Below are 25751 nucleotides of genomic sequence, written 5' to 3' on the forward strand. Positions count from 1 at the left end.
TGGTTTTCCCTTAACTATTTCTGGCCCTTCGTTTTTTTCGACACTCCGCCGCTCGATCGCCAACTCAACAAAACGATGGTCTCGAAAAGCATCCCGGGAGCGATCGAGAACATCGATCTCGAATTTCGACCGGCCGGCCCGGCTCGGGCTTTATTCGTGCTTTTCGACTACGCCGGCTTCTATGACGATTACCAAGCGTTGCGATTCAGTGCGATTCCGGAATTGCCGTCCGGTCTTGTTGTCTACAAAAAAGGACTTGTCGATCGCGTCCGGCCGTTTCGAAAAACGCTTATCGATGATATCAACAAAATAGGGGTGCATTTCGGCGGCGGTAAACTATCGGTTTGGTTAAACGGGGAGGAAGTATTCGACGACTATTTCCAGCCGGAAGTAGAGCGACATTTTACGATACGTGACAACGGTGTCGCCGTTGGCGAAATGAGCGAACAGCCAAGCGTCGGTTTCGCGATCGTTCCTTCCCATGTTTTGCATTTCTTTCGGCCGGCCCTTTCGCCATTGCGGGATGTGACATTTACCTACTGGAACGCAAGCGGCGCGAGAGAAGATATCGGCATTATGCCCCTGGCTGCGCGCCAGGTGATCATCGGCCTGATTGTAGTGTTTTTGTTTGCGGCGGCATGGTGGGGTGATGCGCGACTGTTTCGGAAAATCGAGAAGTCTCGGAAATTGTCGCGTGCCGTCAAAACGCTTGTACAGAGCTATCCGCTTTGGCCGTGGATTGCCGCGCTCTTTGTTCTGGCGAGCGTCGTGGCCGTGGATCAGGCAAAAAGAGGCGACGCCGAAGCGACGTGGTTAAAGGAATATGTGAGCGTCGGCGGGTTTGACGTCGAAGGCTTCAAGAGGAAGCCGGTGTTAAGACGAAACGGTGAGCGAGTGGAGGTCGACTTAGGTGAAAATGTTGACCGGGTTATAGCCTTCGGTGGGTCGACAACCCACGGCGTGCCGTATTTCCGCGGCGAATACGATTGGCCGACGCAATTAGAGGGTTTACTGAAAACAAGGCGGCGCGTCGCTGGTCGCGAGTGGCAGGTAACCAATCTCGGTTTTGTGGGCAACTATTTAAAAACGAACTTTCCGGATGAAATCGGCGCGTTTTTTGAGGTGACAAAACCAAGGGCCATTGTCATCAATAGCGTCATTAACGAATATTACAAAAATCGGCCGTACGACAATTTGTGGCAGTCATTGGGATATTGGAAGAGACAGACAGCGGACCGGGCGGAAGGCTTGGAAGAATATAGGGCGGAATTGGAGCGGGCGATCGAAATATCAAAGAAATATTGCGATGTGGTTGCGGTCGTTGAGCCGCCGGTCGACAGCTATTATTTTCGTGGCAACCCATGGGCAGCGTGGCAGGGCGCGATGAAAGACGTCGCAAAGGAGAAGGGCGCGATCGTCGTGGAATTGCAGGAACGATTTGACGAGACGCAGCAGAGGTTCGTGTTTTTCGAGTACATGCACGAAACGCTGCAGGGGTACCGGTGGATAGCCGAGTCGGTGTTCGAAGCATTGGAGAAAAGAAGCGCGTTATTTCTCGACGAGGCGGACGTGGAGAGTGGCGCCGGATTCAAGCAGTAGCGCCATCGCGTCACTTTCGACATGGTACGAGATTTTACGGATGACCAATGGATCGAGGTTGAAGACGACCTCGATGTTGATCAGTTTGCCGTTGCGGCCGACGCGAACTGACGACGGGTATCCGGGCGCGTCGCTGAGGTGCTGCGGCTTCCCCAAACCATTGGGCAGAATAATGTGGTCGAGGCTCAAGCTGATCACCGAGGCAAATTCGTAGTCGGTGGCGTAGAGCTGGGTTGGGTGACCGTCAAGCGGAGGCGACCAGACGCGGCGGCGTTGATCGTATACGGCGAGGACCTCGCCAATGCCGCGCGTATTGCGCACGTGAAACCGCAGGGCGTCGAACATAACCAATACGAGTTGGCCGCGATCGTAGCCGTCACGAGCGACACGTATCGACGCCAACGCCGGTATCTTGTCCAGTTCGAGGGTTTCCAGGACTTCGTATCGCGGCTTTTTCTCGCACGCGGTAAAAACGGCGCATAGGAAAAAGACAAGCAGCGAAGCGAGAAGCGATTTTTTGACTTTTGACAAATCCATGATCGGTCCATCTTGTACTAAGCCTGGGGCCAACACGCAAGAGAAAAGCGATATCCGACAAAGAACGAGCCTGGTGAGGAGGAATGGGCGTCGGTCCAAAGGCCCGAAAAACGCTGGCGCCGAAACGAAAGGATGCACCGCCGCGGGCCATTTCTCCAACATCTTCAATTGACTTGGTAGTAACTACCGTGTAGAACCGGCACAGTATTGACGCTCGGTCGTTCCTAAACAAAAACGAACAACAACCATGCAGCAGACTGATGCCGGCTCTCGTCGCGTTACGCTTTTGAGCGACACAATCCGACGCCTTATCCGGCGCCGGGCGACGGTAAATCTGCTTAAAATCATCAAAAAAACTCACGCGGCCGACCTCGCCTTCGTCTTCAAGCAACTCAACACTATCGATGGGCGCACATTATTTGAGTTACTGCCCGACCCGGCCACCGCCGCCGACGTCCTGTCCGAAATGGAAGAATCGGTGCGCGAGTTCTACTTGGAACGACTCAACATCGAACGTCTCGCCGGCATCTTCCAGGAAATGAGCACCGACGACGCCGCTTCCATCATGGATGAAATCGAAGAAGAGGAACGGCGAAACGAGATTCTCGCTCTCATGAAGGACGAAGACTCCGAAGAGGTCGAGGAATTGCTGTCCTACGGCGAAAACACCGCCGGGCGCATCATGAGCCCCGATTTCTTTGCGCTCGAGGAAACCACCGAAGCCCGCGACGCCATCCGCGAAATACGCAAGGCCAGCGAAGCTGAAATGGTCTTCTACGTCTACGTCGTTGATGAAGACGGCCGGCTCGAAGGAGTCGTCAGCTTAAGGGAATTGGTCACTGTGCCGCCGGAAATGTTGCTTAGCGCCCTGATGAACCGCGAAATCGTCAGCGTGGAGCCGCACGTCGACCAAGAAGAGGTCGCCCGTCTCGTCGCCCGGTATAACCTTTTGGCCATTCCGGTCGTCAACGACCAGCGCCGGCTGATCGGTATCGTCACCGTCGACGACGTCGTGGACATCATGCGCGACGAGGCCACCGAAGACATCTTGAAGATGGTCGGTACCAGCGAAGAAGACATCGCCACGAAGTCGGCTTTGCGCAGCGCCTGGATTCGGCTGCCGTGGCTGTTTGCCTCGTGGATCGGCGGCGTGATGGCCGCGCGCGTAATCGCCGGTTTTAGCGAAACGCTCGCGCAAATGGCCGCTTTGGCCGCCTTCATTCCCGTCGTCGTAGGGATGGGCGGCAACATCGGCATTCAATCGGCGTCGATTACGATTCGGGGCTTGGCCACGCACCGCATCGAGCCCGGGCGTGCCTGGAGGTATGTGGGCAAGGAAGTGTTGGTCGGCCTATTGCTCGGCGTGGTGTACGGCGTACTTCTGGGCGTGGTCAGCGCCCTGCTCTATTGGGGCGAAGCCAATAGCGTGGGCCTCGGCATCGCCACCGGTATGGGCATCTTGTGCTCGATGCTGCTCGCCGCGGTCATGGGCTCCTTCTTGCCCCTGCTGTTCAACCGGATGCGAATCGACCCCGCCGTGGCCAGCGGCCCCTTCATCACCACGGCCATCGATGTCATCGGCGTGTCCGCTTACTTTCTGATCGCGACATTGATTCTCCTGTAAACACGCCTGCGGCCCCCCTCTTTGCTTGCGCCAACTGGAGCGCCCCCCTACAATGACGAACCTCGAAAAGAGTTTTCGGAAGCCGAGTTTTATCATCGACGGAGGACCCGTTGGACCTGCTTTACACGCCGACCAAGGAACCGACCCTGGAAAAAATCGAAGCATTGCTTGCTGCAAAATACCCGGATCACAAAATAAAACGACCGCTGCTGCGCCGTAACAGCCTCATCATGCAGAAAAAACATGTTGGTATCGGGATCCGAATTATCGAAAGCAAACGACGCTTTCGAGTTTGGGTGCAGCCCATCGTGCCTAGCGTTGCCAACATTGTTTGGCTGGTTTTTCTTAGCGTGGTCTTTGCCGCGCTTTTGGCGTTGCTGTTCGGCGCCGAAGAAATGGTCGCCGTGGCCGCCCCCGCCGGTGTGGCGCTGGCGTTTGGCGTAATCACCGGCGTTCGCAGAGGAAAATTCGAAGAACTCGAAAAAGAGGTCGCGCATTACATTGCGGATGAATTCAACTAGCGCCAGCCGGGAACAACGGCTGCAGCCGCGTTTGGATAGATAATTGGCAATCCCAACGAAACGTATTTCCACCCCCGCCGTGATTCTGCGGCGCTATCCTCTGGGCGAGTCGGACCGCCTTGTGGTCATGCTGACGCCCGGCAACGGCCTCGTGCGCGCCAATGCCAAGGGGCAACGCCGATCCAAAAAACGTTTCAGCGGCATCATCGATCTGCTGTATTTTCTCGACGTTGACCTGCTCAAACGAAAAAGCGACATCCTGACCATGGAAAACGCGCGCCTCGCCGCCGCCTACCGACCTTTGTCGGAAGACGTGATGCTTTTCGCCGCCGGTTTTCACGTGGCCGAAGTCGCGGCGCTGTTCGCGTCGGATCATCACAGCGACCCTGAAGCTTTCTCGGCGCTCACCGCCGGTCTCGAAGCCCTTTGCCGTGGGGCCGACCCGGGGCGGGTTAGCCGCATCGTCGAACTGCATACGCTGCGGGCCGCCGGCATCGCGCCGCGTCTGACGGAATGCGCGGTGACCGACACCCGTTTCAAGCCTACCCAAAGCGTCATGTTCGATCCGCGCCACGGTGGCGCTGTTATTCCGGCGAAGGCCGGACCCATGGCGGTGAAACTGGCGCCCGCCGCCCGGGAATGGATGACGTCCGCCCTCGCCGCGGATTTCGCGGCCGCCCTGGCTTTGCCGCAGAACGGAGGAGTGAGTCGTCAGATTCGTGAAGCCACGGCGGCGATGATCGCCTTTCACTCGGGCCGCACGATGCGCGCCCGCCGCTTTGCAGAATCCGTGCGGCAATTTTTGCGCGGGCACCGCAAATCCTGAGCGCGACGCGGCCGCCGGTTGTCCATTGGCAGACGCGAAGTCAATCCGTAAAATGGCTGCCGGTTTTGGCACGAGGTAGCGAAAAGAGATGCATACGATGAGCAAAGCGAAGTACAACTTGTGGATTCTGATGCTGGCTGTCGCCCTTATGGTTGCACTCACCGGGGTGGGTTGCGATGACGACGATGACCACAGCTCTCCGGCGGCGGCGGACGACGATGACACGTCGGATGACGACGACACGTCGGGTGATGACGACAATGATGACGATGACACGACCACCGATACACGCCTCGAGGAACTGCTCATCCTCGGCGAACAGCGTCTCCAGAAGGGACATTACGGACCGGCTTTCGATGCTTACAGCGAGGCGCTGAAGCTGGAACCGGACCATCCCGGCGCGCTTTTCGGCCAAGCGCTGGCGCAACTGCAGCACATCGTAGGCCTTGTCGACATGGCCGTCGGCCCGCTTTTGGCGTGGGAGGATGACGGCATTCCCCTACCCGCCGGCGCCGTGGCCGCATCGGCGGTGCATAACATTGTCCTCATCGGTGAAGAGCAGATCGCGCGCCTCGACCAACTCAAGTTGCGGCCCGCCTTGCGCGTCGAACTGAGCCGCTATCCGCTGAAACTGCGCGGCGAAGACGCCTTCGAATTGCATTCCGAGTGGGACACGGCCGATCTGTATTGGTTGTCGGCTTTCTACAAAACCCTGCTGGCGGTGATGTACTACCTGGACGCTCACTCGCTGGAAAACAGTATCGACCCGATAATCGACGGCTTCGACGGCGGCCTCGAAGGCGTTCTCACGGCATTGGCTGAAACACTGGCGGCTGATCCCGAAGCGCTCGACCTGAAAACCGAGGAGGGCGCCGCGCTAGTGGAAAATTCGCGCCGGGCGCTATCCGGAGCCGCCGCCGACTTTCTCCAGGCCGCACTACTCGCCGCGGGCGAAAGCGACGACCAAAGCGACGACGTGTTCGTTCAGCATCCCGGCCTAACTCGCAACGGCGTCGAACACTTCGCTTGGCAGGGCGGCTTCGGGTCGGGCCGTACGCGCGTCGAGTTGCTCTGGCACGGCCGCAACCTATCGGTACGCGACACGCTCTACCGCGTCGGCGCGAATCTCGAAGGGCTGACGGAAAACCGCGTCCGCCTCGAGGACGACCTGGTAATGCTCGTGGGCGTGGCCGTCGACGCGCTCTACAAATCGCTCGGCTTGCGCGAAATCTTGGACATCATTCAAGACTTCGCCGGCATAGATTTCGCCGCGGTCGAGGCCAAGGGAATTCTTGACGGCGAACTGATACCGGCGGCCCTGATCGTCGCCCTGCCCTTGTTGGGCGTGCCGTGGGACGCGACGGAATTCGACCTTGGTGCGTTCTACTCGCGGCCCATCGGTTTGCGCGAACTGCTGCCCAACCATGGCGGCGACCCGATTTTCGGTGGCGAGACCTTCCTTGCTTCCTTTGAGTGCACCCGGGTTGGCTTCGGCGGGGCAGCATTCGCGCCCGGTGCGCCGCTCAGGCTGTACATCTCCGACCCCGGCCCGACCGCCAACACGCAAAGCGGCCCCGGCAACGACCAGCTTAGCGCCCAACTACTCTCGGTGGACGCCGCTACGCGGGACGTGCTGGACACCGAAACCCTCGTTGTGCCGGAAGATGGGAACGTCGAGGCCCTTTTTGCCGCGACAATGAGCACCGCGGTCGCCGTCGCCGTACCTGAGGACGGCACGCTGCAAGTGCCGGCGGGTGCTGCCGTCATGGCGGTGTACATCGAACAAAACGGCGAAGAGCCGCTGCCCATGGAGGCCAACATCGAAGCGAACGGCGCGGTCGCCGACCCCTTTGCCTACCTGGCGGGCTGCAGTGCCGCCGCGGCGCGCGACTACGATCACTTTTGGCAGGCGGAGTTTGCCGGCGCTTATTTCTATGACGATCCGCCCGCGGGCCTCGATCCGCTTGATCCTTACCCGCTGATCGCAGCCGACGGTTTGGCGCGAAGCTATCCGTACCTAGCGTTCAAGAGCGGTTCATGGAACGGCCTGCTCTGGCTCGATATGGAACCGTGGCTCAACGACGACCCGGCGGCGCACGGTTTCCCGGCGGGCTTCACCTTGGCCGACACCCGCATGACTAACGTCTTCGTTCACGGTTTGATCGACGTGATTGAAGGCTTGTTGTAGGAGCGAGCAACGCGATGAAAAAACACGACTCGGCAATACCCCGCATCTCGCGCCGGCAATTTCTGCAAGGCGCCGCAGCCGGTTTGGCTTTCGGCGTGGGCGGTGCGACGGCCGTGCATGCGGGGCGCCACGCGGACAAGCAGGATCGCTATTGGCGTTTCGCGGTGATCTCCGACACGCACATCATCGACGAATTCTACACCGGACCCGAGGGCAGCCCCTTGGACACGCAAACGGTTTTCCAATCCACCGATCGCTTGCTTGCCGCGCGCGAAACCGTCAACGCCATCGACCCGGTCATCGACCGCATATTCGTCCCCGGCGACTTCATTCACAACTACCCGTCGCATGAATGGGAGTTCTATTTCCAAAACCGCACGCGCATCGACAACGCCAAGGAAATAATCGACGGCTTCCGAATGCCGGTTCACGTCGGTTTCGGCAACCACGATTACGACATCGGCGACGGTCTGTCGCGCGAATTTACGCACGACTTGTTCCGCGAGAAAATCGGTATCGAGCCCTACTACGCGGTCGACGACCGCGGTTGGAAGTTCCTGCACATCAATAATTTCCTCGGCGAAACGATGAATGAACAGGGCGATGGGTTCAACAAATCCATTGGCTCATTCGGCGAAACACAGCTTCAATGGCTCGAAGCGCAATTGCAGCAAGGCCGCCCGACCTTCATTTTCCTGCATTTCCCCCCGGCCACCTGTCAGGCCACCGAGGTCGCCGACTTCGGCCTGTTCCCGCTGATGCGCCGGTACCGCGATACGATCAAAATGGTGATCAACGGCCACGTGCATATCTGGCTGCAGTTTGCCGATTTGATCGGCCCGCTTAACTACTCCATGGGTTCAACACGCTACAACAAGGACGCCTATTTCCTCGTGGAACTGGACAACTACCTGCAAACCTACCGAGTGCTGAATTGGGATCAAATTCGCTGGGGCACGTACTGGACCGATCCGTACGCGGCTACGAAGAAAGGACGCTAGATGTCGTTGGTGGAACAGATCCTCGCCATTTTTGCCGTGTTGCTCGCGGCCTATGTTGCCTTCAAGGTCGTTAAATGGGTCGTGAAAAAAATGATCTGGGCGACATTATTTTCCATTTTGGTGTTTCTCGCCGCCGCGTTTTTTGTCTATCAGAAGTTCTTCGCCTAACGTGCTTCGCGCTTAGTCGACCAGCCGCCGCCGCGAGAGCAATAACGGCCCCTGTTTGACGACCACACCGCCAAGCGTGCGCCGGGCTCGCGCCCCTTGCGGCCGCGACAGTTTCTCGCCCGTGGCCATCCGCGCCAGCTCCAGCAAGTGGTAAACCGGCATGCCGGTCGGGTAACTCAATTTGCCGACACTGAGCATTTGCAGGCACCCGGCACAGTAGGAGACCACAGCATCCGCGCCGGTTTGCTTTGCCTCGTGCCACGCCCGCAAGGTCTCCCGCGTCAAGTTCCATGGGTGATAAGCCGAAGAGGCGCTGAACCCTCCGCCGATGCCGCAACACAGGGCGCGCTCCCGGTTGCGGCGGGATTCGACGACTTCGGCGCCCAAGATTTTCAGAAGCCGCCGAGGTAGATCCATGTATTGGTCGCCGAAGAATTTCGCATGACACGATTCCTGAATCGTCACCGTCAAATGGAGCGGATGCGAGACAGTTAACTCGCCGCGTTCGAATCGTTCCACCAGTCGGGGCAGCAAATGCTCCACCTCGAAATCAAAGACGGCGCCGTAGCGCGGCAGCACGTTGGTGAACAGATTCCATCCCGCCGTGCAAAGCAGCGTCATCTTCTTGAAGCCCAAACGGCGGCTCCAGGCTGTCAGGTGCGCGGCGACGCTTCGCAACTTGTCGAATTGTCCGGCGCGAAAATACATCTCGCCGCAACACTCGGCGAGCGTGCCGCGAATGTTCAAGTCGCCCAGCAGTTTGGTTTGCATCAAGTAGGGCGCGGTGATGATGTTGCAGCCCGGAAAGAAGATTTCCTCGCACGGGGACGTGTCGGTCCATTGACGCAATAACGCTTTTTCCTCTGCGGGTAATGCCCCGAGTAAATGAGTACGGAAGTTGTCCTCGGCGAGCGGATCGAAATACCGCGACCGGGCCGGACGACCACTGCGGCGATTCTGCTCGTGCCAGCGGTCAAGAATGCGTTGCGCCGGATTAGCGCCTTCAGGGCAGATGAAATTGCAGGCGAAACAACTCGTACAACGCTGCAACACGTGCTTGGTCGGCAGGGCGTGGTCCAGGCGGGCAACCTCGGCGCGTGCTACGTCCAAGGGCAGCTCCATGACGGGGCATTGGTGAAAACACTCACCGCAGCCTATGCAACGCTCGGCGTCAAAGGGCGCAAAATAGTCCATCGCAGCATCCTTAATGATACTGTAACACGGTTGTTCCCAACAAAAATCGCATCATAGTACGGTACGCTTTTCTTCTTATCCAGGGCGCGTAAAATAAACCCGTTCTACGCCGCGAAGGACCCGATCGATGCAACTTGGCGTATATTGTGAAACCTTGACGCCGCAACGGTTGGCGGAGCCGGACGTGCTGTCGCTGCTGAGCGAATTCGACGTCACCCTCGCCCATGCCATCCAGTTCACCCACCTAGGCGGCGATTTCCGCCCCGAACACGCGGCGCGCCATCTGGAATTCGCCGCCAAACTAAAAGAAGCCGGGGGGCGATACGCGTGGTGGCCCCTACTGCCCAAGGCCTTCGGCTATTGGCCGAACGAACGCAACCTCGGCGCCTTCGAACGTTTGATCGATACGTTGCTGTTGGCGTGTGAAAAATACGGCGCCTCACCGGATTTGATTGTTTTCGACATTGAAACGCCATGGCGGCAAATCGAAAAGATATTTTTCCCCGGCGTGCCTGCCCTCGACCGGGCGCTGGCCGTCGCCAAAATGCTGCTCGGCAACCGCAATCCGCGACGCTTTGCGTGGGCGGCGGGCAAACTCCAGGAGATCGTCTCGCGGGTGCAGTGCGCGGGGATACAGACCGCCGCCGCCGCTTTTGCTTTCTTGATCGCCGATCTGGTTCGCAACGGTCACGTGTTGCAGGACTATCTGGAAATGCCGATATTTCCTGTAAAATTCGACGGTTATAACGGAATGTTCTACACGTCCTATGTACCCAAAGCCGCGCCGATGATCGTTCCCAAGGCCGGGGCGTCTCGCTTTGTATACGAATACGCCCGCGTGCTGAGCGAGAATTTCGGCGACCGAGCATGGATTACTCTGGGCAGCACGTGGGAAGGCGTGATCCCCGGAAATGAAGGGCTGGCTTACGATCGGCCGGCGCAACTTATTGCCGACGCAGCGGCGGCGAAAGCCGCGGGGATCGGGCATCTTTGGCTTTATTGTCTCGAAGGTGTTTTGTATAAGGACCAAGCCCTCCTGAAGCCGAGAACACAGGAAGAAAGGAGGGCGTTTTTCGACGTTCTGCGCAGTACGCCAACCGCCGAACCGGCACCGCACTCAGGCTGGAGCCGCGGGCGACGACGGTTGGAGTGGGCGGCCGGCGATTGGCTGCGATGGTCCTACGATTGGTGACGGGAGGCGCAATAGCCTCGTAATAACAAGACATTAAACACAATAGACGCCGCTTGTTGACAAAGTGATTATCTTTCCAATGAAAAAGAAACAATAAGTAAAGGAGAAGATCGTGAGCGTACTACACGAAAAAGACCGGGAAAAAGTGCGTGGCTTCTTAGAAAAACTCGAGAATCCGGTCAGGATATTGTTTTTCACGCAGGAAATAGAATGCGAGTACTGTTCTGTTACGCGCGGTATGCTCGAAGAAATCAGGGGATTGAACGATAAAATCTCTCTTGAGATTTATGACATTATCAATGACAAGGAAAAAGCCGATCAATACAGTGTGGAGCATATTCCCGCTACGATTCTGATGACAAACGACGACGTCGGTGTTCGCTTCTATGGTGTGCCCGGCGGCTACGAGTTTATGTCGGTCATCGAAGATCTCATCGATCTGAGCCGAGATGATCAGGAACTCGCCGCGCCGATTCTCAACGAACTGAATAAAGTCGACAAACCGGTAACCATGGAAGTCTTGGTGACGCCGACCTGCCCTTATTGTGCGCGGTCGGTGCGGGCGGCCCACAAATTCGCGATGGCCAACCGAAATATCAAAGGCGTGATGATCGACGTGCCTGAATTCCCGGAGATCGGCACCAAGTACGGTGTGACCGGCGTGCCGCACACGGTTATCAACGGCGAAACCCATGTGGTTGGCGCATTGCCCGAGATGCAGATGGCGAAAAAGGTGCTTGAGGCGATCGGAAAAGCGTAAAGGCGACGATCAAGAATACGTGTAACCGTTTGATTTATAAGGTATTACGCGCGGCGCGGCATCGTCAACAAACCGGAAGTAGAACGGGTTGGCAAACACGAGACGTTAGTTACAATTAGGAAACAAGAAGACGAGAAATTGTGATAATCCATATAATTGATAAACAATCTCAACAGAGGAGAGGCTTTGTTGTTTCAGCGAGAGCAGACCGCACAATCGAATGTAGGATCAATCTATCTTCACGGCGGACGCGTTTGGCGCAGCGGCGAGATTCGCTCAGAAAACGTTCTCGTCCAAAACGGCGTGATCGCCGCGATCGGCAACATCGAGGCGCCGCCGAACATCGAAGCGTGGGAGTTGGAAGGGCGATTGATTACACCCGGTTTCATCGACGCCGAACACGATGTCCGTTTCGACCATCTCGGTGCCACCTGCCCCGGCCCCTATCTGGATCGCGAGCGCCGCAAGAGAGATATGCCGGACGTGGGACCCGCAAATGACAGCGAATTGGTCGTGGCGATTGAGACCTTAATTAAGGAAGGGGTATCGACGATCGCGGTGCCCGGCGCGAAGTTGGACGTGAAAGGAATACGCATCGTTTCCGCCCCGTGGATTAGCTCGCTCGTTTTTGAAAGAAATCCCACGAAGCGGTTCGCGAGAACAAAAGGCACGCCGATTTATGTTTCTGTCGCGGACGGCGACAGCAAAGAGAAAGCGCGCGACGTGACGTTGCTGCGGGGTTTCGAGATGCTTAAACCGAATCTCGTGGCCGTGGGCGGCACGGCGCTGCGCCGGGAAGACGCCGAGGAATTGGCGCGAGCCGAAGTTACGCTGGTCTGGCGGCCGGTAACCGACGAGTACATTTTGGGGCGGACAATCGGCCCAGAAGTCTTCGCCGTCGAAAACCTGAAGCTAATGATAGGGGGAGGTACGCGGCAGGACGGCGGTCGCGGGTTAATTGCGGCGCTGCAACGGGCGGATTCGTTCGGGTATTGCTCGCGGCGGAAACTGTTGACTGCGGCGACCGAAACGGCTAGGTGGGTGCTGCAGACGCCAGTGGGAATTGTCGCGGAAGGTTTAGCAGCCGATTTGAACGTTTGGGAAGCCGATGATTTCGAATCGGCGGTATTCGAACGGGGAAAAGAAGCGCTTTGTGCTACAATCGTGGACGGAAGGTCGGCGTTTCGGCGAAATGGATGTTTCACGTGAAACATGACGCCAACGCGCCTTGAAATGTTTCACGTGAAACAATGAAGGAATTGCATCCACCGTGGAAGAGTATTTTGACGTCGTCGTGATCGGCGCCGGCCACGCCGGCGTCGAAGCCGCATACGCCGCAGCGCGACTCGGCGCTAACGTCGCACTCGTCACCCTCAGCGTTGAAGCCGTTGCCCGCATGTCGTGCAACCCCTGTATCGGGGGTATGGCCAAAGGGCACCTTGTTCGCGAAATTGATGCGCTCGGCGGGATCATGGCCAAAGCCGCCGACGAAACGGGAATTCAATTCCGACGGCTCGGCACGAAAAAGGGCCATGCTGTGCGTTCGCGGCGTTGCCAGTCGGACATGGCGGAATACAGCGGCTTCATGCGGCGGTTCGTGGAACGCGATCCGCGAATTCACCTGCGGCAAGATAACGTCATAGAAATACTCGTTAAAGACGGGCGCGCTTACGGCTGCCTGGGGCTTTCGGGCCGGCGATATATCGGCCAAGCCACGGTCTTAACGGCGGGTACGTTCTTGCGCGGTCTCCTGCATATCGGAATGACGCACTTTGCCGGCGGACGTCTCGGCGAAGGGCCAAGCAACGCGCTGTCGGAAAACTTGATGAAACTCGGCCTACCACTCGGCCGACTAAAGACGGGAACACCGGCGAGGCTCGATAGCGAAACGATCGACTACAATGAACTTGAAATCCAGCTTGGCGATGAAAAGCCGGCGTTCTTTTCCTTTGAGACCGGGGGCGTCGAGGTCGATCAAATCCCGTGCCATATCACCTATACGAACGAGCAGACGCACGAAATCATCCGGGGCGGTCTCGATCGCAGCCCCCTTTACGCGGGGAAGATCGAAGGCGTCGGGGCGCGTTATTGCCCGAGCGTGGAAGACAAGATCGTTCGTTTTCCGGAAAAAACGCAGCACCAGATTTTCCTCGAACCTGTTGGCCGGGATTCAACGGAGAGTTATCCCAACGGGATATCGACGAGTTTGCCTTTCGATGTTCAACTCGCGATGATCCACAGCATTCGCGGCTTGGAAAGGGCGGAAGTTATCCGGCCGGGCTACGCCATCGAATACGACTTTATGAACCCGGTTCATCTACACCCGAGTCTCGAAGTAAGGAAGATCACACACCTTTTCTTTGCCGGGCAGGTGAACGGCACCAGTGGCTACGAGGAAGCGGCCGCGCAGGGCCTGATCGCGGCCGTCAATGCGGTGCACCGCATCCGAGACCTTGAACCGGTTATCCTTCGGCGCGACGAGGCGATGATCGGCGTTCTCGTTGACGACCTGGTTACGAAGGGAACTGATGAGCCTTATCGGATGTTTACCAGCCGTGCGGAATACCGTCTGCTGCTTCGCGAAGATAACGCGGATCTTCGGTTGACGCCGCTGGGCGAGCAAATTGGGTTGGTTTCCGATGAGCGGGCGCGAAGAACGGCGGCGAAGAATCGTGATATATCCAGTGAATTCGATAGGTTAGATGGTGTAACCGTCACGCCGACCGAGGCCGTTCTGGAATATCTGCGGGGGCGCGGGTCTGCGGCGATCCAAAACAAGACATCCCTTGCTAAGCTGCTACGGCGACCGGAGCTTTCCTACGAAGATCTCGACGACCTCGATCCTCAGCGACCCAGCCTGGATGCCGATGTAATCGAGCAAATTGAGATTCAGATTCAATACTTCGGCTACATCGAGCGACAAAACGAAGAGGCGCGGCGTTTGCGGGAAGCCGATGCAATCCAAATACCGCCGAATATTTCCTATCGGAAGCTCGCCGGACTATCGACGGAGGTCGCGGAAAAGCTGGACGTCGTGCAGCCGCGAACGATCGGTCAGGCGGGGCGAATCCCAGGCGTGACACCTGCCGCATTGCAGATCCTCATGGTTCACGCCCACCGACAGGCTCAAGGTGACCGAGCGGACCATTCGGAAAAATAAGCGGTTTTCTCGGAGCCAGTTGATTTCAACCGGCGACTATGTCTATGATACCTTTGTCTCGGGGAACGCGCTTTTCGCGGATGAATGTTATTGTTGTATGGATGGTGCATGGCGGCCGACTAGGTAGAAGTATGCGCAAACGAGCGCAAAGGAAGCCGTGTCGTCGATGGGCATGATGGATTACCAAAATAGCGCGAAGTACCGCGAGCGGATGGCGGCTGACATGAAGGTGCTCTTCCCGCACCTGAGTAAGCCGGATGAACAAGCGCTTGCACGTCTAGCTCGCGAGGCCCTCGAGACCGCTCACGAGGCGCGCCGGCGAGAAATTCATCAGCGATTTGGCGCTCGGCCCGAAGAATTGGCATTAAGGTTGCGTCACCTCACCGACAGCTTCGAACATTTAGTTGGTTTTCTCGATCAGCGGGAGTCGACTATTCGCCGCACGGGAAGCGACCCCCTGCATGTTGAAGAAGCGAAACCGGAAAATTTCAAGAGTGTCTTTCTGCAAAGTCGCGGGCACGCGAAAATCGTCGCGGTTGGCGGTGGCAAGGGTGGGATCGGTAAATCGTTAGTCGCGGCAAACTTGGCGATAGCGCTGGCGACGCTTGGCCGCCAAGTCGTGGCCGTGGACATGGACCTGGGTGGCGCGGACCTGCATTTGTCGTTGGGACTGCGCGCTTTGCCGCGAAGTCTGAACGACTTCATCGACCGAAAATTCGACAATATCGATGACGTTCGCCTGACCACAGCCTACCGAAACCTAACGGTTATTGCTACGGATTCTTCGCGTCTCGGCGCGGCGAACATCAAGTATGCGCACAAGGAAAAAATCCTGCGCCACCTGGCGAAGGTCAACTGCGACATCATTATCGTAGACCTCGGAGCGGAAGTCAGCTTCAATGTTCTGGATGTATTCCTGGCCGCCGATCACCGTTACGTGGTGACAAGTACCGAGCCTACCAGCGTGCTCGAAGCTTACGGCCTGATTAAGCTGAGCCTATATCGCAAGCTGCGGCACTTCGCGAGCGAAAGCGTTCCGGCCGGCTCGGAGTTGGGGCGCTTGTTCGACACGTTTCTGTTCGAGAAGGAGAAACGGGAAAACGGCGTGCCGAAAAACGTCTGGGAACTCGTGGAATTACTCGCCGAAAACGAACCGGAGTTGCATAAGCAGTTTGTACGCATTTTGTACGGTTACACGGTCGATCTAGTCATCAACATGTCCGAAGGCGAGGGGGACCGGAACATCGCCACGGCGATGACAAAACTGTGCCAGGAGCAATTAGCTCTCAATTTGCGGCACACGTATCGGATACCATACGAGCGCAAGGTGCGTGAAGCGGCGCGAAAGCTGACGCCGGTGACGATCCACGCGCCGCACAGCGGGGCGGCGCAAGCGCTGTTCCACATTGCAGCCGAGGCGGCACACCGGCACACGGACGCCGAAGAGATGTCCAGGCAAGTCGCTCGCACAGCGGCGAGCGTTATGGAGCGCGTGCAGAAGATGCGCGAGGTCGCGGCACTGTCAACGCCGGGACAGCCGGTCAATTGGCTGATTCCGTTAGAGGAGTCGAAAGAGAGCGTCGGCCAGAAAATCCGCAAATTCCTCAACACCGAGATCCACCTCGGGCGTTAACTCAACAGTACCGGGAAACATTCCTTGTCACGTACCGGCCAGGCCGGAGTCGCGGGATTATTTGCAGCAATCCGACAGAGTGAGAATGTGGAACGGCTGCGTCAGTGGCGCGTGTGGAACGATCATTCGGCTTTCGAAGCACCCATCAGGGTTTTCGGAGGTGACGATGGACCACAGGTCGCCGTAGGCGGCGCCGGCGGCGCAGAGTATGTCGGTTTGGCGCTCCATCATCCACAAGGGGCTATCGCCGGGTAGTTCATGAACGGAATCGATATCGGCGGTATTAATGCAACTCGTTTCGACGTCGGTTTGCGGTTGGTTCACGAGAGCTCGAAACGCAATGTGTTGAGAGTCGCCCGCCTCTTTCGAAATGATAACCCAGTCCAATTCGGACTTCGAGAGGATGCGGTTCCAGAGATGCCAACCGTCGTCTTTTTGCTCGTCGAGGATGAAGTGAGGCAGGTATTCGCCGGCCGGGTCCTCGATCAACGTAAGAGTATAGTCCGCGTTGTCTCGGGCCTGGACCCAGATGCCTTCGATACGCACTAAATCATCGGCGACATTTTCATTCACGCCAAACTTGATTCGCGCGCCGGTATCGCGGTCGTACATACGAACGAGTCCGAACTCATCGGTCAGGCAACTTTTAATCGGGTCTTCGGTCGGTGCGCAGGGTTCTACAGTATCGTCGTCGCTGAAGCTGGTGTCGTTGTCATCGTTATCGCCATCATTGTCGTGGCAAGCGCCAACGGCCAGCGCAAGGCCCAGCGTAACGGCAAGTAACGTGGCGAACCAAAATGTTTTCATCACGCCCTCCGAATCGCGGAACGAATTGCTGTATGATTATGCGATATCGTTTCCTCTTGCAACCATCAAGTGTCGGTTCGTTTGTCGCCGCATTGGAGCGATTGACAAGGCGTCACCACCAGCGCAAAGTTAAATCATTGCTGGTTTTCGATAAAGGATCATCGGACTTGACCCCTCCTAACGTCTCGGCTCACATCTATCGTAAGTTACTAATACTATGCGTGTTTCTTTCAATATCTTGTAGTGAATGCGTGGAATCAAAAGCGCCGCCGCAAGTGATAGCTCGCGAGAAACCGCCTCCGGCCGCAGCGGTGCGCTACGATATCTACCCGCGCAGCTTGGTGACGCCGCCGCCGAGCGATGAGCAATTTTCGCGTTTGGTACAAGCGATCGACCACATGCTTACCGCCGGCGAGCGAGTAAGCGGCCAACATACTATTCTATATGCCGTCGCCAAGCATTTGAATCTTAAATCAACGGATGTGTTCGCCGATATCGGTGCCGGTACCGGGGCGCTCGAGATCATCTTAATGGAAAACGACCTACCGTTTCGGGAAGCCTTGGCTGTGGACATCGATGGGCGGGCACTGAAAGTATTGGACCATGTCTTGTCCAAGCAACACTTTACACAGTCAAAAAAGGTCAAAACGATTCACTCCACGACATCAGACGTTCGTCTTCCGGCCAAATCGGTCGATGTAGCGGCATTCATCAGCGCCCAGTTTTTCCGGGCCGATGTGTTGGACAGCGGCGAATTGAGCGTCCCGCCGAATATCGCAGCGGATTTGCGCTCCCTGCACGCGGCCATGAAACCCGGCGGCATCGTGCATGTGTACGTGCTGGGAGTAAACTTGAAGGAAGATGAACGCCGCTTCGTCATGCCCCTGGAACAAACCGGTTTTCGGCTCGTGAAAAAGGCAGATGAACTCGCCGATTTTCCGCAAACCTGCAAGTATTTCTTGTTTGAGAAGAAATGAGGACTCGGTTCTGACGCACGATTTTTGACCGTTTTTTTGGAGAATGGCGGATGGCCGAGCAAAGCGAAAGGGCGACGACAAGCTGGTTGCTTGATCCGGAGATCACTTACCTCAATCACGGCAGCGTCGGGGCGTGTCCGCGCGAAGTGCTGGCCGAGCAGCGACGAATTCAGGAACAAATGGAACGCGAGCCAATCGACTTTTTCGACCGGCAAGGCGAAGCGCTGCTTGACGCGGCGCGAGAAGCGCTGGCGGCGTTCGTGACCGCGGCGCCGGAGGAATTGGCATTTGTACCCAACGCGACCGCCGGCGTAAACACGGTGCTGCGCTCGCTTTCCTTCGCGCCGAGCGACGAATTGCTGGTGACCGATCACGCCTACAAAGCGTGCGAAAACGCCTTGCGTTTTGTGGCGCGGCGCAGCGGAGCGCAAGTGGTTGTGGCGCCGCTACCGTTTCCGGTCGCGAGCGAGCAGGAGATTATCGCGGCGGTGCTCGAACGGGTGACACCACGCACGCGCCTGGCGTTGATCGATCACATCACAAGCCCCACGGCGCTGCTCTTGCCGGTGACGCAAATCGTGCGGGAATTGCGCGAACGCGGCGTCGATACGCTCGTCGACGGCGCGCACGTACCGGGTCAGGCCCCTTTGGACATTGATGCCATCGGCGCGACCTATTACACCGGCAACTGCCACAAATGGCTTTTCGCCCCGAAGGGGTCGGCGTTCTTGCACGTGCGGCGCGAGCGGCAGAGCGAGATTCATCCGCTCATCATCAGCCACGGGTATGCGGCGACGAGCGACGAGCGAAGCAAGTTTTGGCTGGAATTCGACTGGACCGGCACCGCGGATTGGTCGCCTTTTTTGGCGCTGCCGCGGGCGATTTCGTTTCACGGCGAACTCATGCCGGGCGGCAGTGCGGCGTTGATGGCACAGAATCACGCGCTGGCGCTGGAGGCGCGCGATTTGCTGGCTGCGGCGCTAAAGACGGACCCGCCGTGTCCGAATTCCATGGTGCCGGCGATGACGGCGTTGCCTCTGCCGGATCGCACGGATGCGGAACCGACAGGTTATCGAACCTGGGATCCGTTGCAGCAGATCTTGCGATACGAGCACCGCATCGAAGCGCCGATCCTGGCCTGGCCCGCGTCGCCGAAGCGATTGATTCGTGTGTGCGCGCAAATCTACAACGAACGCGCTCAATACGAACGTCTCGCCGCTGTGCTGCGCGAGTCGGTGTAGCCGCCGCCACCGCTTACGGATTCGACAAGGGGTGCAGGTGTGCATCGAAGAAGTCGCCGACTCGTTCCATGTCGGGTTGCCGCGTGGCGACATCCAAGAAACCATATGGCATGCGCAACACTGGCAGGCCGGCCGTGGCGAAATCGTTGATTTCCAGCGCCAGAGGCTGCAGGGCGGGGACCATGTCGTCAGTGAACAGGGCTTTGTGTTTGCCGCGGTACTCCGAGGTGTTGTCGGTGGCATACGCGGCGAACGCGCCGGGGGCCAGGCGGATCAGCACGTTGCCGAGTGTGCCGCCGCCGGAGTGGCCTATCAGGCCGACGCGACGGGAATCTACCGCGTGCAAATGATGCAGGTAGCGTAACACCACAAGAGTCTGATAGGCGCGCAGCCCGAGGATGCTTTGGCCCTTGTCCAACAACGTTTGCGTAACGTCGTGCTCGGCTTGGCCGGTGCACATGGCCTCGAAAGCCGGGGCGGCGACAATATACCCGCGCCGCACCGCGTTCATGTCCCGCAGGTCGCCGAGAAAGCCTTCGGGGGCTTGGCTGTGACCGTGCAGGGCGAGGATCACGGGGCGCGGCGTGCTCAGTTCGCGGGGGCCGCGCACAATCGCGACGAAATTCCCGATCCATTTGTCGCGGAACAACACGCGCACCGCGATACCATCTTCGCGCTCATGGATGTCGAGTGTGCGGTAGGTGACCGGGCGGTGAAACGCGCCGCACAACAGTTGCCGCACGCCAAGGGCAGCCAGCACGCTTTCGCCCAGCGCCGATCGTTTGGCAAAGGGCGCATCGGAGGGGCAGGCGGCAAACGCTCGGGTCGACAGGGCATGGGCGTAGGCGCGATAGTCGGTTACCGCCCCACAGCCGCGGCCGTCCAAACCAGGGCGCGGGATGTCGCCCAGCTTTAGTTCGGGATCGTAAGTCAGATGAAAGGCGGCGGCGTCGCCGGCCGTGGGGCCCGCGTAGGGAGTCACCGGTGGGCGTGGCGGTTTTTTTTTGCAGCCCGGCAACGCCACGGTGACGCAAAGAGCGACAACCAGCCCGGTGAGCCACACCAAGAGGCGTGTCGATAAATGGGGAAGTCGGTTGGTCATCGTTTCCTTATACCGCGAAGAGGCGGGGTCGGATCAAGGTCGCGTAGGAAAAGGCTCACCGGCTACCGTGTTCGCCGCGAGAAGGCCGGGCAGCCCGCGCCGCATTGGTATTGCAGGTTCTTTACGGCTTCGAGTAAGCCCTGGTTTGATGACCGAGCAATTCAAAAACGTGTAACGCGATGGTTCTTGGAAAAAGAGATCGCGTCGTCTAGACTTTTTTCATGCGCGCCCGAATATTCATAGTGCGCCGGCTGCAATTCGCCCTGTTGGCCACCGCCGTGGTTTTCGCCGGTTTGGAAATCGTGATTCGCCTCACCGGCTGGGGTCTGCCGCGGTCGGATGCGTTTTTCGTCGACATTTATGATCCCGTATTGCGTCTCGGGCCGGCCGCGCGGAATCCTTTTGTCGAGATGGAGGAGTTCCTCAACGGTCGCGGTTTCCGCGGGCCGGGGTTTGAGGCCGTAAAAAAACCGGGCACCACACGCATCGTGTGTCTGGGCGATAGCCAAACCTTTGGTGCGGGCACGTACGAAGAAGCGTACCCGGCGCAATTGGCGCACGTGCTGCACGAGCAATACGAACAACGGCCGGTGGAGGTCATCAATGCCGGCGTCCATGGGACGAATATTTATCAGCAGCGCTTGCTTTTCGAGCGGATGTTTGCCGGTGTCGAGTTGGATTTGTTGGTGCTCATGACCGGTCCCAACGCCCGTCATTCGATTAGTGACTATCGCCGTCGGCTGCAGAGCGGCGCGGGCCGGGCTGTTTCAAGAATTCATCGATTGCTGGCGGCGTTGAAAACATACCGGGTTCTGCGGCGGGCGATCAAAGGCGACGTTCACGCCGGTATCCCCGATGACGACCCGCGCGCGTCGGACCTCGATTTGGACCAATACAACGAAGATTTGCGCGCATTCGTCAATATGGCCCGGGACCGCGGCTTCGCGCTGATGTTGGTGGCGTCGACCGATGAGGTGCTCGTGAATTGTTTGGATCGCGCCGGATTGGACCCCACCGCGCCGGAGTTCTCCGCGCAGGCGATGGTTTGTCATTTTGACCGCCCGCAAGCGGAATTCGCCGCGATAACCGGCATTCCCTATACGGTTTTTTGGGACCGTTTTTTGACCGAGCAGCGGCGTGGGACGGAGCTGTGGCATGACCCCGACCACGCTAACGCATTCGGCAACCGGCTGATTGCCGAAGCAGTGGCGAAAAACGTGTCGGTAATTCTTGGGGCGCGCGACGCGAAACGCGCTACAACAAGTGCTCGGTGAAAAAGGCAAGAATATCTTCTTCCAAACCTTCATATCCATATGGGCCGACGAACACGGGCAGCGCCGCGGTTTCGAAATCGTTGACCAATTCGTGGTAGGGGAATATCGTGGGCACAAAGCTGCTCGCCAAGTTGCCGCCGCCGTCGATGTCGCCGTACGTGCACGTAAAATCAGAGACGTAGGCTTGAAAACCAGACGCCACGCGAATGAGTAGGTTGTTCGAGCAATTGCCGCCCGAGTGACTCATGAGGCCGATGGAGTCATTGTCGATGTCCTCGCGATACTGCAGGTAACGGTACGCGTTGAGGTTTTCGGCCATGCGGTAGGCCGGCAGAGTAAAACCGCCCAGCAGTAACTCGCGGGCAATCGTGGGTTCCCACGGCACGCCGGACAAGACGCGCATGGTCAACGCCAATACGGCGATGCCGTGTTGGGCGTAATAGACGCCGCCGAAGTTCTCGATGAAGTCGCGGGCGTCGCCTTCGTGACCATGAACCGCAACGATCGCGGGGTGCGGTCCGGGGCCGTCGGGCAGCAGGAAGACTCCGAGCGTTGTGCCGGTCAGTGGATCATCGAAAAGGAAATTAAGCTCGGTGTAACCATTTTCGTCATACTCGGCGATTTTGGTAACGGTTAACAGCCGCTGGTACAACCCGTCGTGCAGGAAAGCGAAGTTCAGGCCCGTCACGAGCGTATCGGATAACTCCGCAGCGGTTAGCGCCCCTTCAAACAACGGCACTTCGTCGTTACGGATCGCGTCGATTTGGGCGTCGAGTTCCGCTTCGGGGATCGCGTCGCCGTAGGCGCCGGCGAGGTCGAGAAAGTCATAGAAATCTTCGTAGCAATCGCCGGCGTTCCCCTCGCATTCCCAGGGGGCGTCGAGATCGGTTTCTTCTTGAACACAATAGATGTTCGGGCAGGTTTCGCTGTCGTTATCGTCATCGCCGCCGGTGTCATCGTCGGCCGTATCATCGTCATCGTCCACCCGGCCGTTTTCGTTTGAGCCGCCGCCGCCGCCACAGGCGAGCCCCGCCGTCAATAACAACAGAATTGCCAGAAGTGCTATACGATGCACGAAACGGTCTCCCTTGTTGATCTGCACGGGCTTAGCCCGAGCGGAAGCTGCGTACGGAAAATAGTAACACTTCACCGGCACCGGCGTCAGCCGAAAAAGGGTCGTGCGAACGGGATCGGCCCGAGGGCTCGAGGTTAAAGCGACGATGCGGAGTGTCAGCACGGTTCGCGGTTTCAACAAGAATACGGGGGTGTTTTGGGCCGGGGATTCGGATGTTGACAAGCCGCAATGATCCGGATATGCGTGGTGTTAAACAGTACAGTAAAAGGTTTTCTGCAAGCGGGTGTAGGCATTTGCGCCTTTGGATTTCGCTGTGCAGATGTCGATGCGGTGCCGTCTCGTGTGACGGTGAGGCGTAGCACCGAGAGCGCGACGCGTATCGAGCTGTAGGGGGGCGGGGGCGTGGCGATGGGATATCGTGCCGTCGCTTCTCACAACACGAAAACAATAGAAAGGGAACACCCATGAAGAACCGGTCGGCTCGGAACCGGGCCCGGTTTGTCGCGTTGCTGCTTGTGACGCTGATCGCTGCGCCGCTGGTGATGGTCTCCGATACCGCGGCGGACGAGATGACGACCGGTCTCTATAAGCTGTCCGACCATGAACATTGGCGTTTTCGTTATGACGGGTACGACGTATATGTTTTCGGGTGGGCGCGAAACGCTCACCACGACAAGCAACCCTTCGGCGACCTGGAAAAGATTTACTACTATTGTACGTCGATCAGCGTCGCGAAGCGCGGCGGAAGTCCGGACGTTCAAGTGTCGAGTTGGGGCGACGAAGACACGGTCATCATCGGCATCCAGCACCAGCGGCCGCCGATTTCCGTCATCAAGCAATATCTGATACGGAACAACGTCAACCCGCATGTCACCGACGCGAACATCCGGCCCTTGGGGGTGTTCGGCGTGGAGGCAAAGCACCACCGCGCTTCCCGAGCCTACCGAAACGAGAGCATGAACGGCGTTGATTTTGATCGCATTACCAGCGTCAAGTTGCTTTTCCCCAGCGGCGACGGGGAGCGGTTTCGCGAATACTTCTTGAACGGTTCCGAGCAGATCGAATTCGCGTATCTCGTTTTACGGGGTGCCAGCAGCATTGCGAGCATAAATATCAGGGGACGGGACGTCAAAAACACGAAAACCTTTCGGCAAATCGAGGGCCCGGCGAACCGGAATTATGTGACATCAGGGCAGGCTTTTGACATGGCGGGCGAGGTGATCAGCGATCTAACCGTCCATGGTTATATCGAGGGCGATGTCGGCGATCAATTAACTCGGATGCGCGAGGATCTTTTCAAGAAGTTCGTCGATTACCGGAGAAAGGTGGAGTTGGATTGGTCGAAGATCGACCGACTCCATCCGTATTTGGCGGACCTGTCTTCGGACCGCTTCAAAAGCGATGTGGCGCGACAATTGGCCTCTGACTCGAAAAATCTGTCGAAGCGGGATTTTTGTCACAAGTGGAAAAACGAAGTCGAGCGTCGTCTGGACAACCATCGAAAAATAAACGGCGATGCCACGCTTTCGGTTCTCGGCTTGTTTTCCGTCGGCGGCAAGGGCGGCTACGATAAGGACACCAAGAGTCATATCAGAAACCTTATAAATCGAGAAGATTGCGGTAAAAGCGTATTTGAAAAGAATTTTTCCTACAGCTTCAACGGCGAAATCTACACGCCCAGGGCCATCTACGTGCATGACCTGTTGACCGAAAATATCAACCGTCAAATCAATGAAAGCGTTATTACCGTGAAAATGCGGCAAAAGTACGATTCCGTTGAGATCCCCATACGGTTGTGAAAAAACGGGGCGAAGGAGGAGCGTAATGAATTCGTGGCACGTAGCGGCAGGAAAAGCATTGGTTTTGGTCGTGGCGATGATGGTCGCGCACGCAGCGCTTTTTGCGTCACCGGTGCAAGCCGGGGGTAAATTTTCAAGTACCTACGAATCGACGATCCGTAGCGCGACACGAGTATTGATTGCCGATTTGGTGAAAAAGGAACGGTACCCGCGCGTCGTCATCACGAAAATGCAGTATCGCCAGGAAGGGGCCTACGGCGACAAACGGGAAGCCGTCTTTGAAAAAGCCCGCAAGGTCGATCAACAAAGTCTGCCGGATTTTCAAGAAGTGTTCGAGCGCGCACTGGTTAACTCGGACAAGTTGATGGTCGTGGACCGCTCGCGCTTGCAGCAGGCGCTTCACGAACTCGATTTGCCACGCTATGAAGACTTTAATCCGCGGATGATGGATCCGCAGAACGCCTCGAAGTTGGGGAAAATCGTCAGCGCCACTCACCTCGTTGAGCCAACGGTAACTTGTGACGTTGTGGTCAACCGCATGTACGGTTCAACGCCGGTGGACTATCGCGTGAAATGGACCGTTTCTCTCAAGGCTTACGACATATCGCGTTTGGTGGTGGTATCGCGGGCGACGCGCGAGGACTCGGTTTCGGAGAAACCGAGCGCGAGAATTTCGGTAGGCGCTCAGGCGGAACAAAAAAGCTTGTTGGGTATTTCCGCATTGATTGTGTCGGCCAAAGTTACCGGAAACAACTTGGGTGGCTTGCGAGCCCAGGCGATGACGACTTTCCCCGTTGGCGACAGTTACGGCGAGTGTGTCCTCGCACACGGCAAACCAGTCGAGAAGCCCTTCATCAACCAACGGTTGGATGCGAGCTCGACCGCCAGCGGTTATGCCAGAGTTACGCCCACTTCGGCGGGGTTGATGGGAAGAAGCAATGACGGCGCGATTACGCCGGGTTGCGAGAAAGTGATCGTGCACGCGGCCGTGTTTGATGAGAACACAAAGCACGTTTACGCGGCCGGTAAGTGGTTGTGTACAAAAAAGGGGTGCGAAGAGGTGAAATAGCGGC

The 25751-nt window shown here is 57.7% G+C and carries 22 protein-coding genes; 17 read left to right on the forward strand and 5 right to left on the reverse strand.

Annotated elements, in window-relative coordinates:
• The first annotated feature begins 156 nt into the window (after positions 1 to 156).
• On the forward strand, positions 157 to 1599 hold the full coding sequence (locus tag P9L99_06145; GenBank protein ID MDP8222922.1) for a hypothetical protein: 1443 nt from the start codon (positions 157 to 159) through the stop codon (positions 1597 to 1599).
• Here P9L99_06145 and P9L99_06150 read toward each other — a convergent pair.
• A complete protein-coding gene (locus P9L99_06150) occupies positions 1549 to 2136 on the reverse strand; it encodes a hypothetical protein (protein MDP8222923.1) in 588 nt (195 codons plus the stop codon). The genes P9L99_06145 and P9L99_06150 overlap by 51 nt on opposite strands.
• A 247-nt stretch (positions 2137 to 2383) precedes the next feature.
• On the opposite strand from P9L99_06150, the gene mgtE reads away from it, so the two are divergent.
• The 6 genes from mgtE (at position 2384) to P9L99_06180 (ending at position 8464) form a co-directional block, all read left to right on the forward strand.
• Positions 2384 to 3760 (forward strand): magnesium transporter, encoded by a 1377-nt coding sequence (gene mgtE, locus P9L99_06155; GenBank protein ID MDP8222924.1) that lies wholly within the window; start codon positions 2384 to 2386, stop codon positions 3758 to 3760.
• Positions 3761 to 3870: 110 nt separating this feature from the next.
• The gene (locus P9L99_06160) at positions 3871 to 4281 is read left to right on the forward strand and encodes a hypothetical protein (GenBank protein ID MDP8222925.1); all 411 of its coding nucleotides are present in this window, start codon (positions 3871 to 3873) and stop codon (positions 4279 to 4281) included.
• 43 nt (positions 4282 to 4324) lie between these two features.
• Positions 4325 to 5107 (forward strand): DNA repair protein RecO, encoded by a 783-nt coding sequence (gene recO / locus P9L99_06165; protein ID MDP8222926.1) that lies wholly within the window; start codon positions 4325 to 4327, stop codon positions 5105 to 5107.
• Between the two features lie 97 nt (positions 5108 to 5204).
• Complete coding sequence (locus tag P9L99_06170) at positions 5205 to 7295, forward strand: hypothetical protein (GenBank protein MDP8222927.1); 2091 nt, start codon at positions 5205 to 5207, stop codon at positions 7293 to 7295.
• Positions 7296 to 7309: 14 nt separating this feature from the next.
• A complete protein-coding gene (locus P9L99_06175) occupies positions 7310 to 8296 on the forward strand; it encodes a metallophosphoesterase (GenBank protein MDP8222928.1) in 987 nt (328 codons plus the stop codon).
• On the forward strand, positions 8297 to 8464 hold the full coding sequence (locus P9L99_06180; GenBank protein MDP8222929.1) for a hypothetical protein: 168 nt from the start codon (positions 8297 to 8299) through the stop codon (positions 8462 to 8464). It begins immediately after the preceding gene.
• Positions 8465 to 8476: 12 nt separating this feature from the next.
• Here the strand turns inward: P9L99_06180 and P9L99_06185 are convergent, their stop codons facing one another.
• Positions 8477 to 9658: a (Fe-S)-binding protein gene (locus P9L99_06185; protein ID MDP8222930.1), complete on the reverse strand. Its 1182-nt coding sequence runs from the start codon at positions 9656 to 9658 to the stop codon at positions 8477 to 8479.
• Positions 9659 to 9785: 127 nt separating this feature from the next.
• Here P9L99_06185 and P9L99_06190 point away from each other — a divergent pair, with 127 nt between their 5' ends.
• The 5 genes from P9L99_06190 to P9L99_06210 all read left to right on the forward strand — a co-directional run bounded on the left by P9L99_06190 (position 9786) and on the right by P9L99_06210 (position 16403).
• Positions 9786 to 10850: a hypothetical protein gene (locus P9L99_06190; GenBank protein MDP8222931.1), complete on the forward strand. Its 1065-nt coding sequence runs from the start codon at positions 9786 to 9788 to the stop codon at positions 10848 to 10850.
• Between the two features lie 112 nt (positions 10851 to 10962).
• Positions 10963 to 11610, forward strand: coding sequence for a thioredoxin family protein (locus tag P9L99_06195; protein ID MDP8222932.1), 648 nt, complete (start codon positions 10963 to 10965; stop codon positions 11608 to 11610).
• Positions 11611 to 11796: 186 nt separating this feature from the next.
• Positions 11797 to 12819, forward strand: coding sequence for a hypothetical protein (locus P9L99_06200; GenBank protein MDP8222933.1), 1023 nt, complete (start codon positions 11797 to 11799; stop codon positions 12817 to 12819).
• A 61-nt stretch (positions 12820 to 12880) separates the two neighbouring features.
• Positions 12881 to 14770, forward strand: a complete 1890-nt coding sequence (gene mnmG, locus P9L99_06205) for a tRNA uridine-5-carboxymethylaminomethyl(34) synthesis enzyme MnmG (GenBank protein MDP8222934.1) — start codon at positions 12881 to 12883, stop codon at positions 14768 to 14770.
• Between the two features lie 175 nt (positions 14771 to 14945).
• The gene (locus P9L99_06210) at positions 14946 to 16403 is read left to right on the forward strand and encodes a P-loop NTPase (protein ID MDP8222935.1); all 1458 of its coding nucleotides are present in this window, start codon (positions 14946 to 14948) and stop codon (positions 16401 to 16403) included.
• 57 nt (positions 16404 to 16460) lie between these two features.
• On the opposite strand, the gene P9L99_06215 is transcribed toward P9L99_06210, so the two are convergent.
• A complete protein-coding gene (locus P9L99_06215; GenBank protein MDP8222936.1) occupies positions 16461 to 17210 on the reverse strand; it encodes a hypothetical protein in 750 nt (249 codons plus the stop codon).
• Between the two features lie 38 nt (positions 17211 to 17248).
• Between P9L99_06215 and P9L99_06220 the strand changes: the two genes are divergently transcribed.
• Both P9L99_06220 and P9L99_06225 read left to right on the forward strand, forming a co-directional pair.
• Entirely contained in the window at positions 17249 to 18187 is a 939-nt protein-coding gene (locus P9L99_06220; protein ID MDP8222937.1) for a class I SAM-dependent methyltransferase, read from the forward strand.
• A gap of 50 nt (positions 18188 to 18237) precedes the next feature.
• The gene (locus P9L99_06225; GenBank protein ID MDP8222938.1) at positions 18238 to 19428 is read left to right on the forward strand and encodes an aminotransferase class V-fold PLP-dependent enzyme; all 1191 of its coding nucleotides are present in this window, start codon (positions 18238 to 18240) and stop codon (positions 19426 to 19428) included.
• Between the two features lie 13 nt (positions 19429 to 19441).
• On the opposite strand, the gene P9L99_06230 is transcribed toward P9L99_06225, so the two are convergent.
• On the reverse strand, positions 19442 to 20530 hold the full coding sequence (locus P9L99_06230; protein ID MDP8222939.1) for a PHB depolymerase family esterase: 1089 nt from the start codon (positions 20528 to 20530) through the stop codon (positions 19442 to 19444).
• A gap of 221 nt (positions 20531 to 20751) precedes the next feature.
• Here P9L99_06230 and P9L99_06235 point away from each other — a divergent pair, with 221 nt between their 5' ends.
• Positions 20752 to 21804, forward strand: a complete 1053-nt coding sequence (locus tag P9L99_06235; protein ID MDP8222940.1) for an SGNH/GDSL hydrolase family protein — start codon at positions 20752 to 20754, stop codon at positions 21802 to 21804.
• Here the strand turns inward: P9L99_06235 and P9L99_06240 are convergent.
• A complete protein-coding gene (locus P9L99_06240; protein ID MDP8222941.1) occupies positions 21785 to 22879 on the reverse strand; it encodes a hypothetical protein in 1095 nt (364 codons plus the stop codon). The two genes, P9L99_06235 and P9L99_06240, sit on opposite strands and share 20 nt — an antisense overlap.
• Positions 22880 to 23343: 464 nt before the next feature.
• Here P9L99_06240 and P9L99_06245 point away from each other — a divergent pair, with 464 nt between their 5' ends.
• Positions 23344 to 24678 carry a hypothetical protein gene (locus P9L99_06245; protein ID MDP8222942.1) on the forward strand — a complete coding sequence of 445 codons (1335 nt, stop codon included), beginning with the start codon at positions 23344 to 23346 and terminating at the stop codon, positions 24676 to 24678.
• Positions 24679 to 24703: 25 nt separating this feature from the next.
• Positions 24704 to 25747, forward strand: a complete 1044-nt coding sequence (locus P9L99_06250) for a CsgG/HfaB family protein (GenBank protein ID MDP8222943.1) — start codon at positions 24704 to 24706, stop codon at positions 25745 to 25747.
• Positions 25748 to 25751: the final 4 nt, after the last annotated feature.

It is taken from the genome of Candidatus Lernaella stagnicola (genome assembly GCA_030765525.1).
Classification (GTDB): Bacteria; Lernaellota; Lernaellaia; order Lernaellales; family Lernaellaceae; genus Lernaella; species Lernaella stagnicola.

Bases quoted from the DNA above. Each gene is read 5' to 3' on its own strand.
- P9L99_06250 (MDP8222943.1), top strand. From the start codon at position 24,704: ATGAATTCGTGGCACGTAGCGGCAGGAAAAGCATTGGTTTTGGTCGTG.
- P9L99_06175 (MDP8222928.1), top strand. From the start codon at position 7,310: ATGAAAAAACACGACTCGGCAATACCCCGCATCTCGCGCCGGCAATTT.
- P9L99_06225 (MDP8222938.1), top strand. From the start codon at position 18,238: ATGGCCGAGCAAAGCGAAAGGGCGACGACAAGCTGGTTGCTTGATCCG.
- P9L99_06235 (MDP8222940.1), top strand. From the start codon at position 20,752: ATGCGCGCCCGAATATTCATAGTGCGCCGGCTGCAATTCGCCCTGTTG.
- P9L99_06190 (MDP8222931.1), top strand. From the start codon at position 9,786: ATGCAACTTGGCGTATATTGTGAAACCTTGACGCCGCAACGGTTGGCG.
- P9L99_06185 (MDP8222930.1), bottom strand. From the start codon at position 9,658: ATGGACTATTTTGCGCCCTTTGACGCCGAGCGTTGCATAGGCTGCGGT.
- P9L99_06215 (MDP8222936.1), bottom strand. From the start codon at position 17,210: ATGAAAACATTTTGGTTCGCCACGTTACTTGCCGTTACGCTGGGCCTT.
- P9L99_06150 (MDP8222923.1), bottom strand. From the start codon at position 2,136: ATGGATTTGTCAAAAGTCAAAAAATCGCTTCTCGCTTCGCTGCTTGTC.
- P9L99_06210 (MDP8222935.1), top strand. From the start codon at position 14,946: ATGGATTACCAAAATAGCGCGAAGTACCGCGAGCGGATGGCGGCTGAC.
- P9L99_06180 (MDP8222929.1), top strand. From the start codon at position 8,297: ATGTCGTTGGTGGAACAGATCCTCGCCATTTTTGCCGTGTTGCTCGCG.
- P9L99_06170 (MDP8222927.1), top strand. From the start codon at position 5,205: ATGAGCAAAGCGAAGTACAACTTGTGGATTCTGATGCTGGCTGTCGCC.
- P9L99_06245 (MDP8222942.1), top strand. From the start codon at position 23,344: ATGAAGAACCGGTCGGCTCGGAACCGGGCCCGGTTTGTCGCGTTGCTG.
- P9L99_06230 (MDP8222939.1), bottom strand. From the start codon at position 20,530: ATGACCAACCGACTTCCCCATTTATCGACACGCCTCTTGGTGTGGCTC.
- mgtE (MDP8222924.1), top strand. From the start codon at position 2,384: ATGCAGCAGACTGATGCCGGCTCTCGTCGCGTTACGCTTTTGAGCGAC.
- P9L99_06220 (MDP8222937.1), top strand. From the start codon at position 17,249: ATGCGATATCGTTTCCTCTTGCAACCATCAAGTGTCGGTTCGTTTGTC.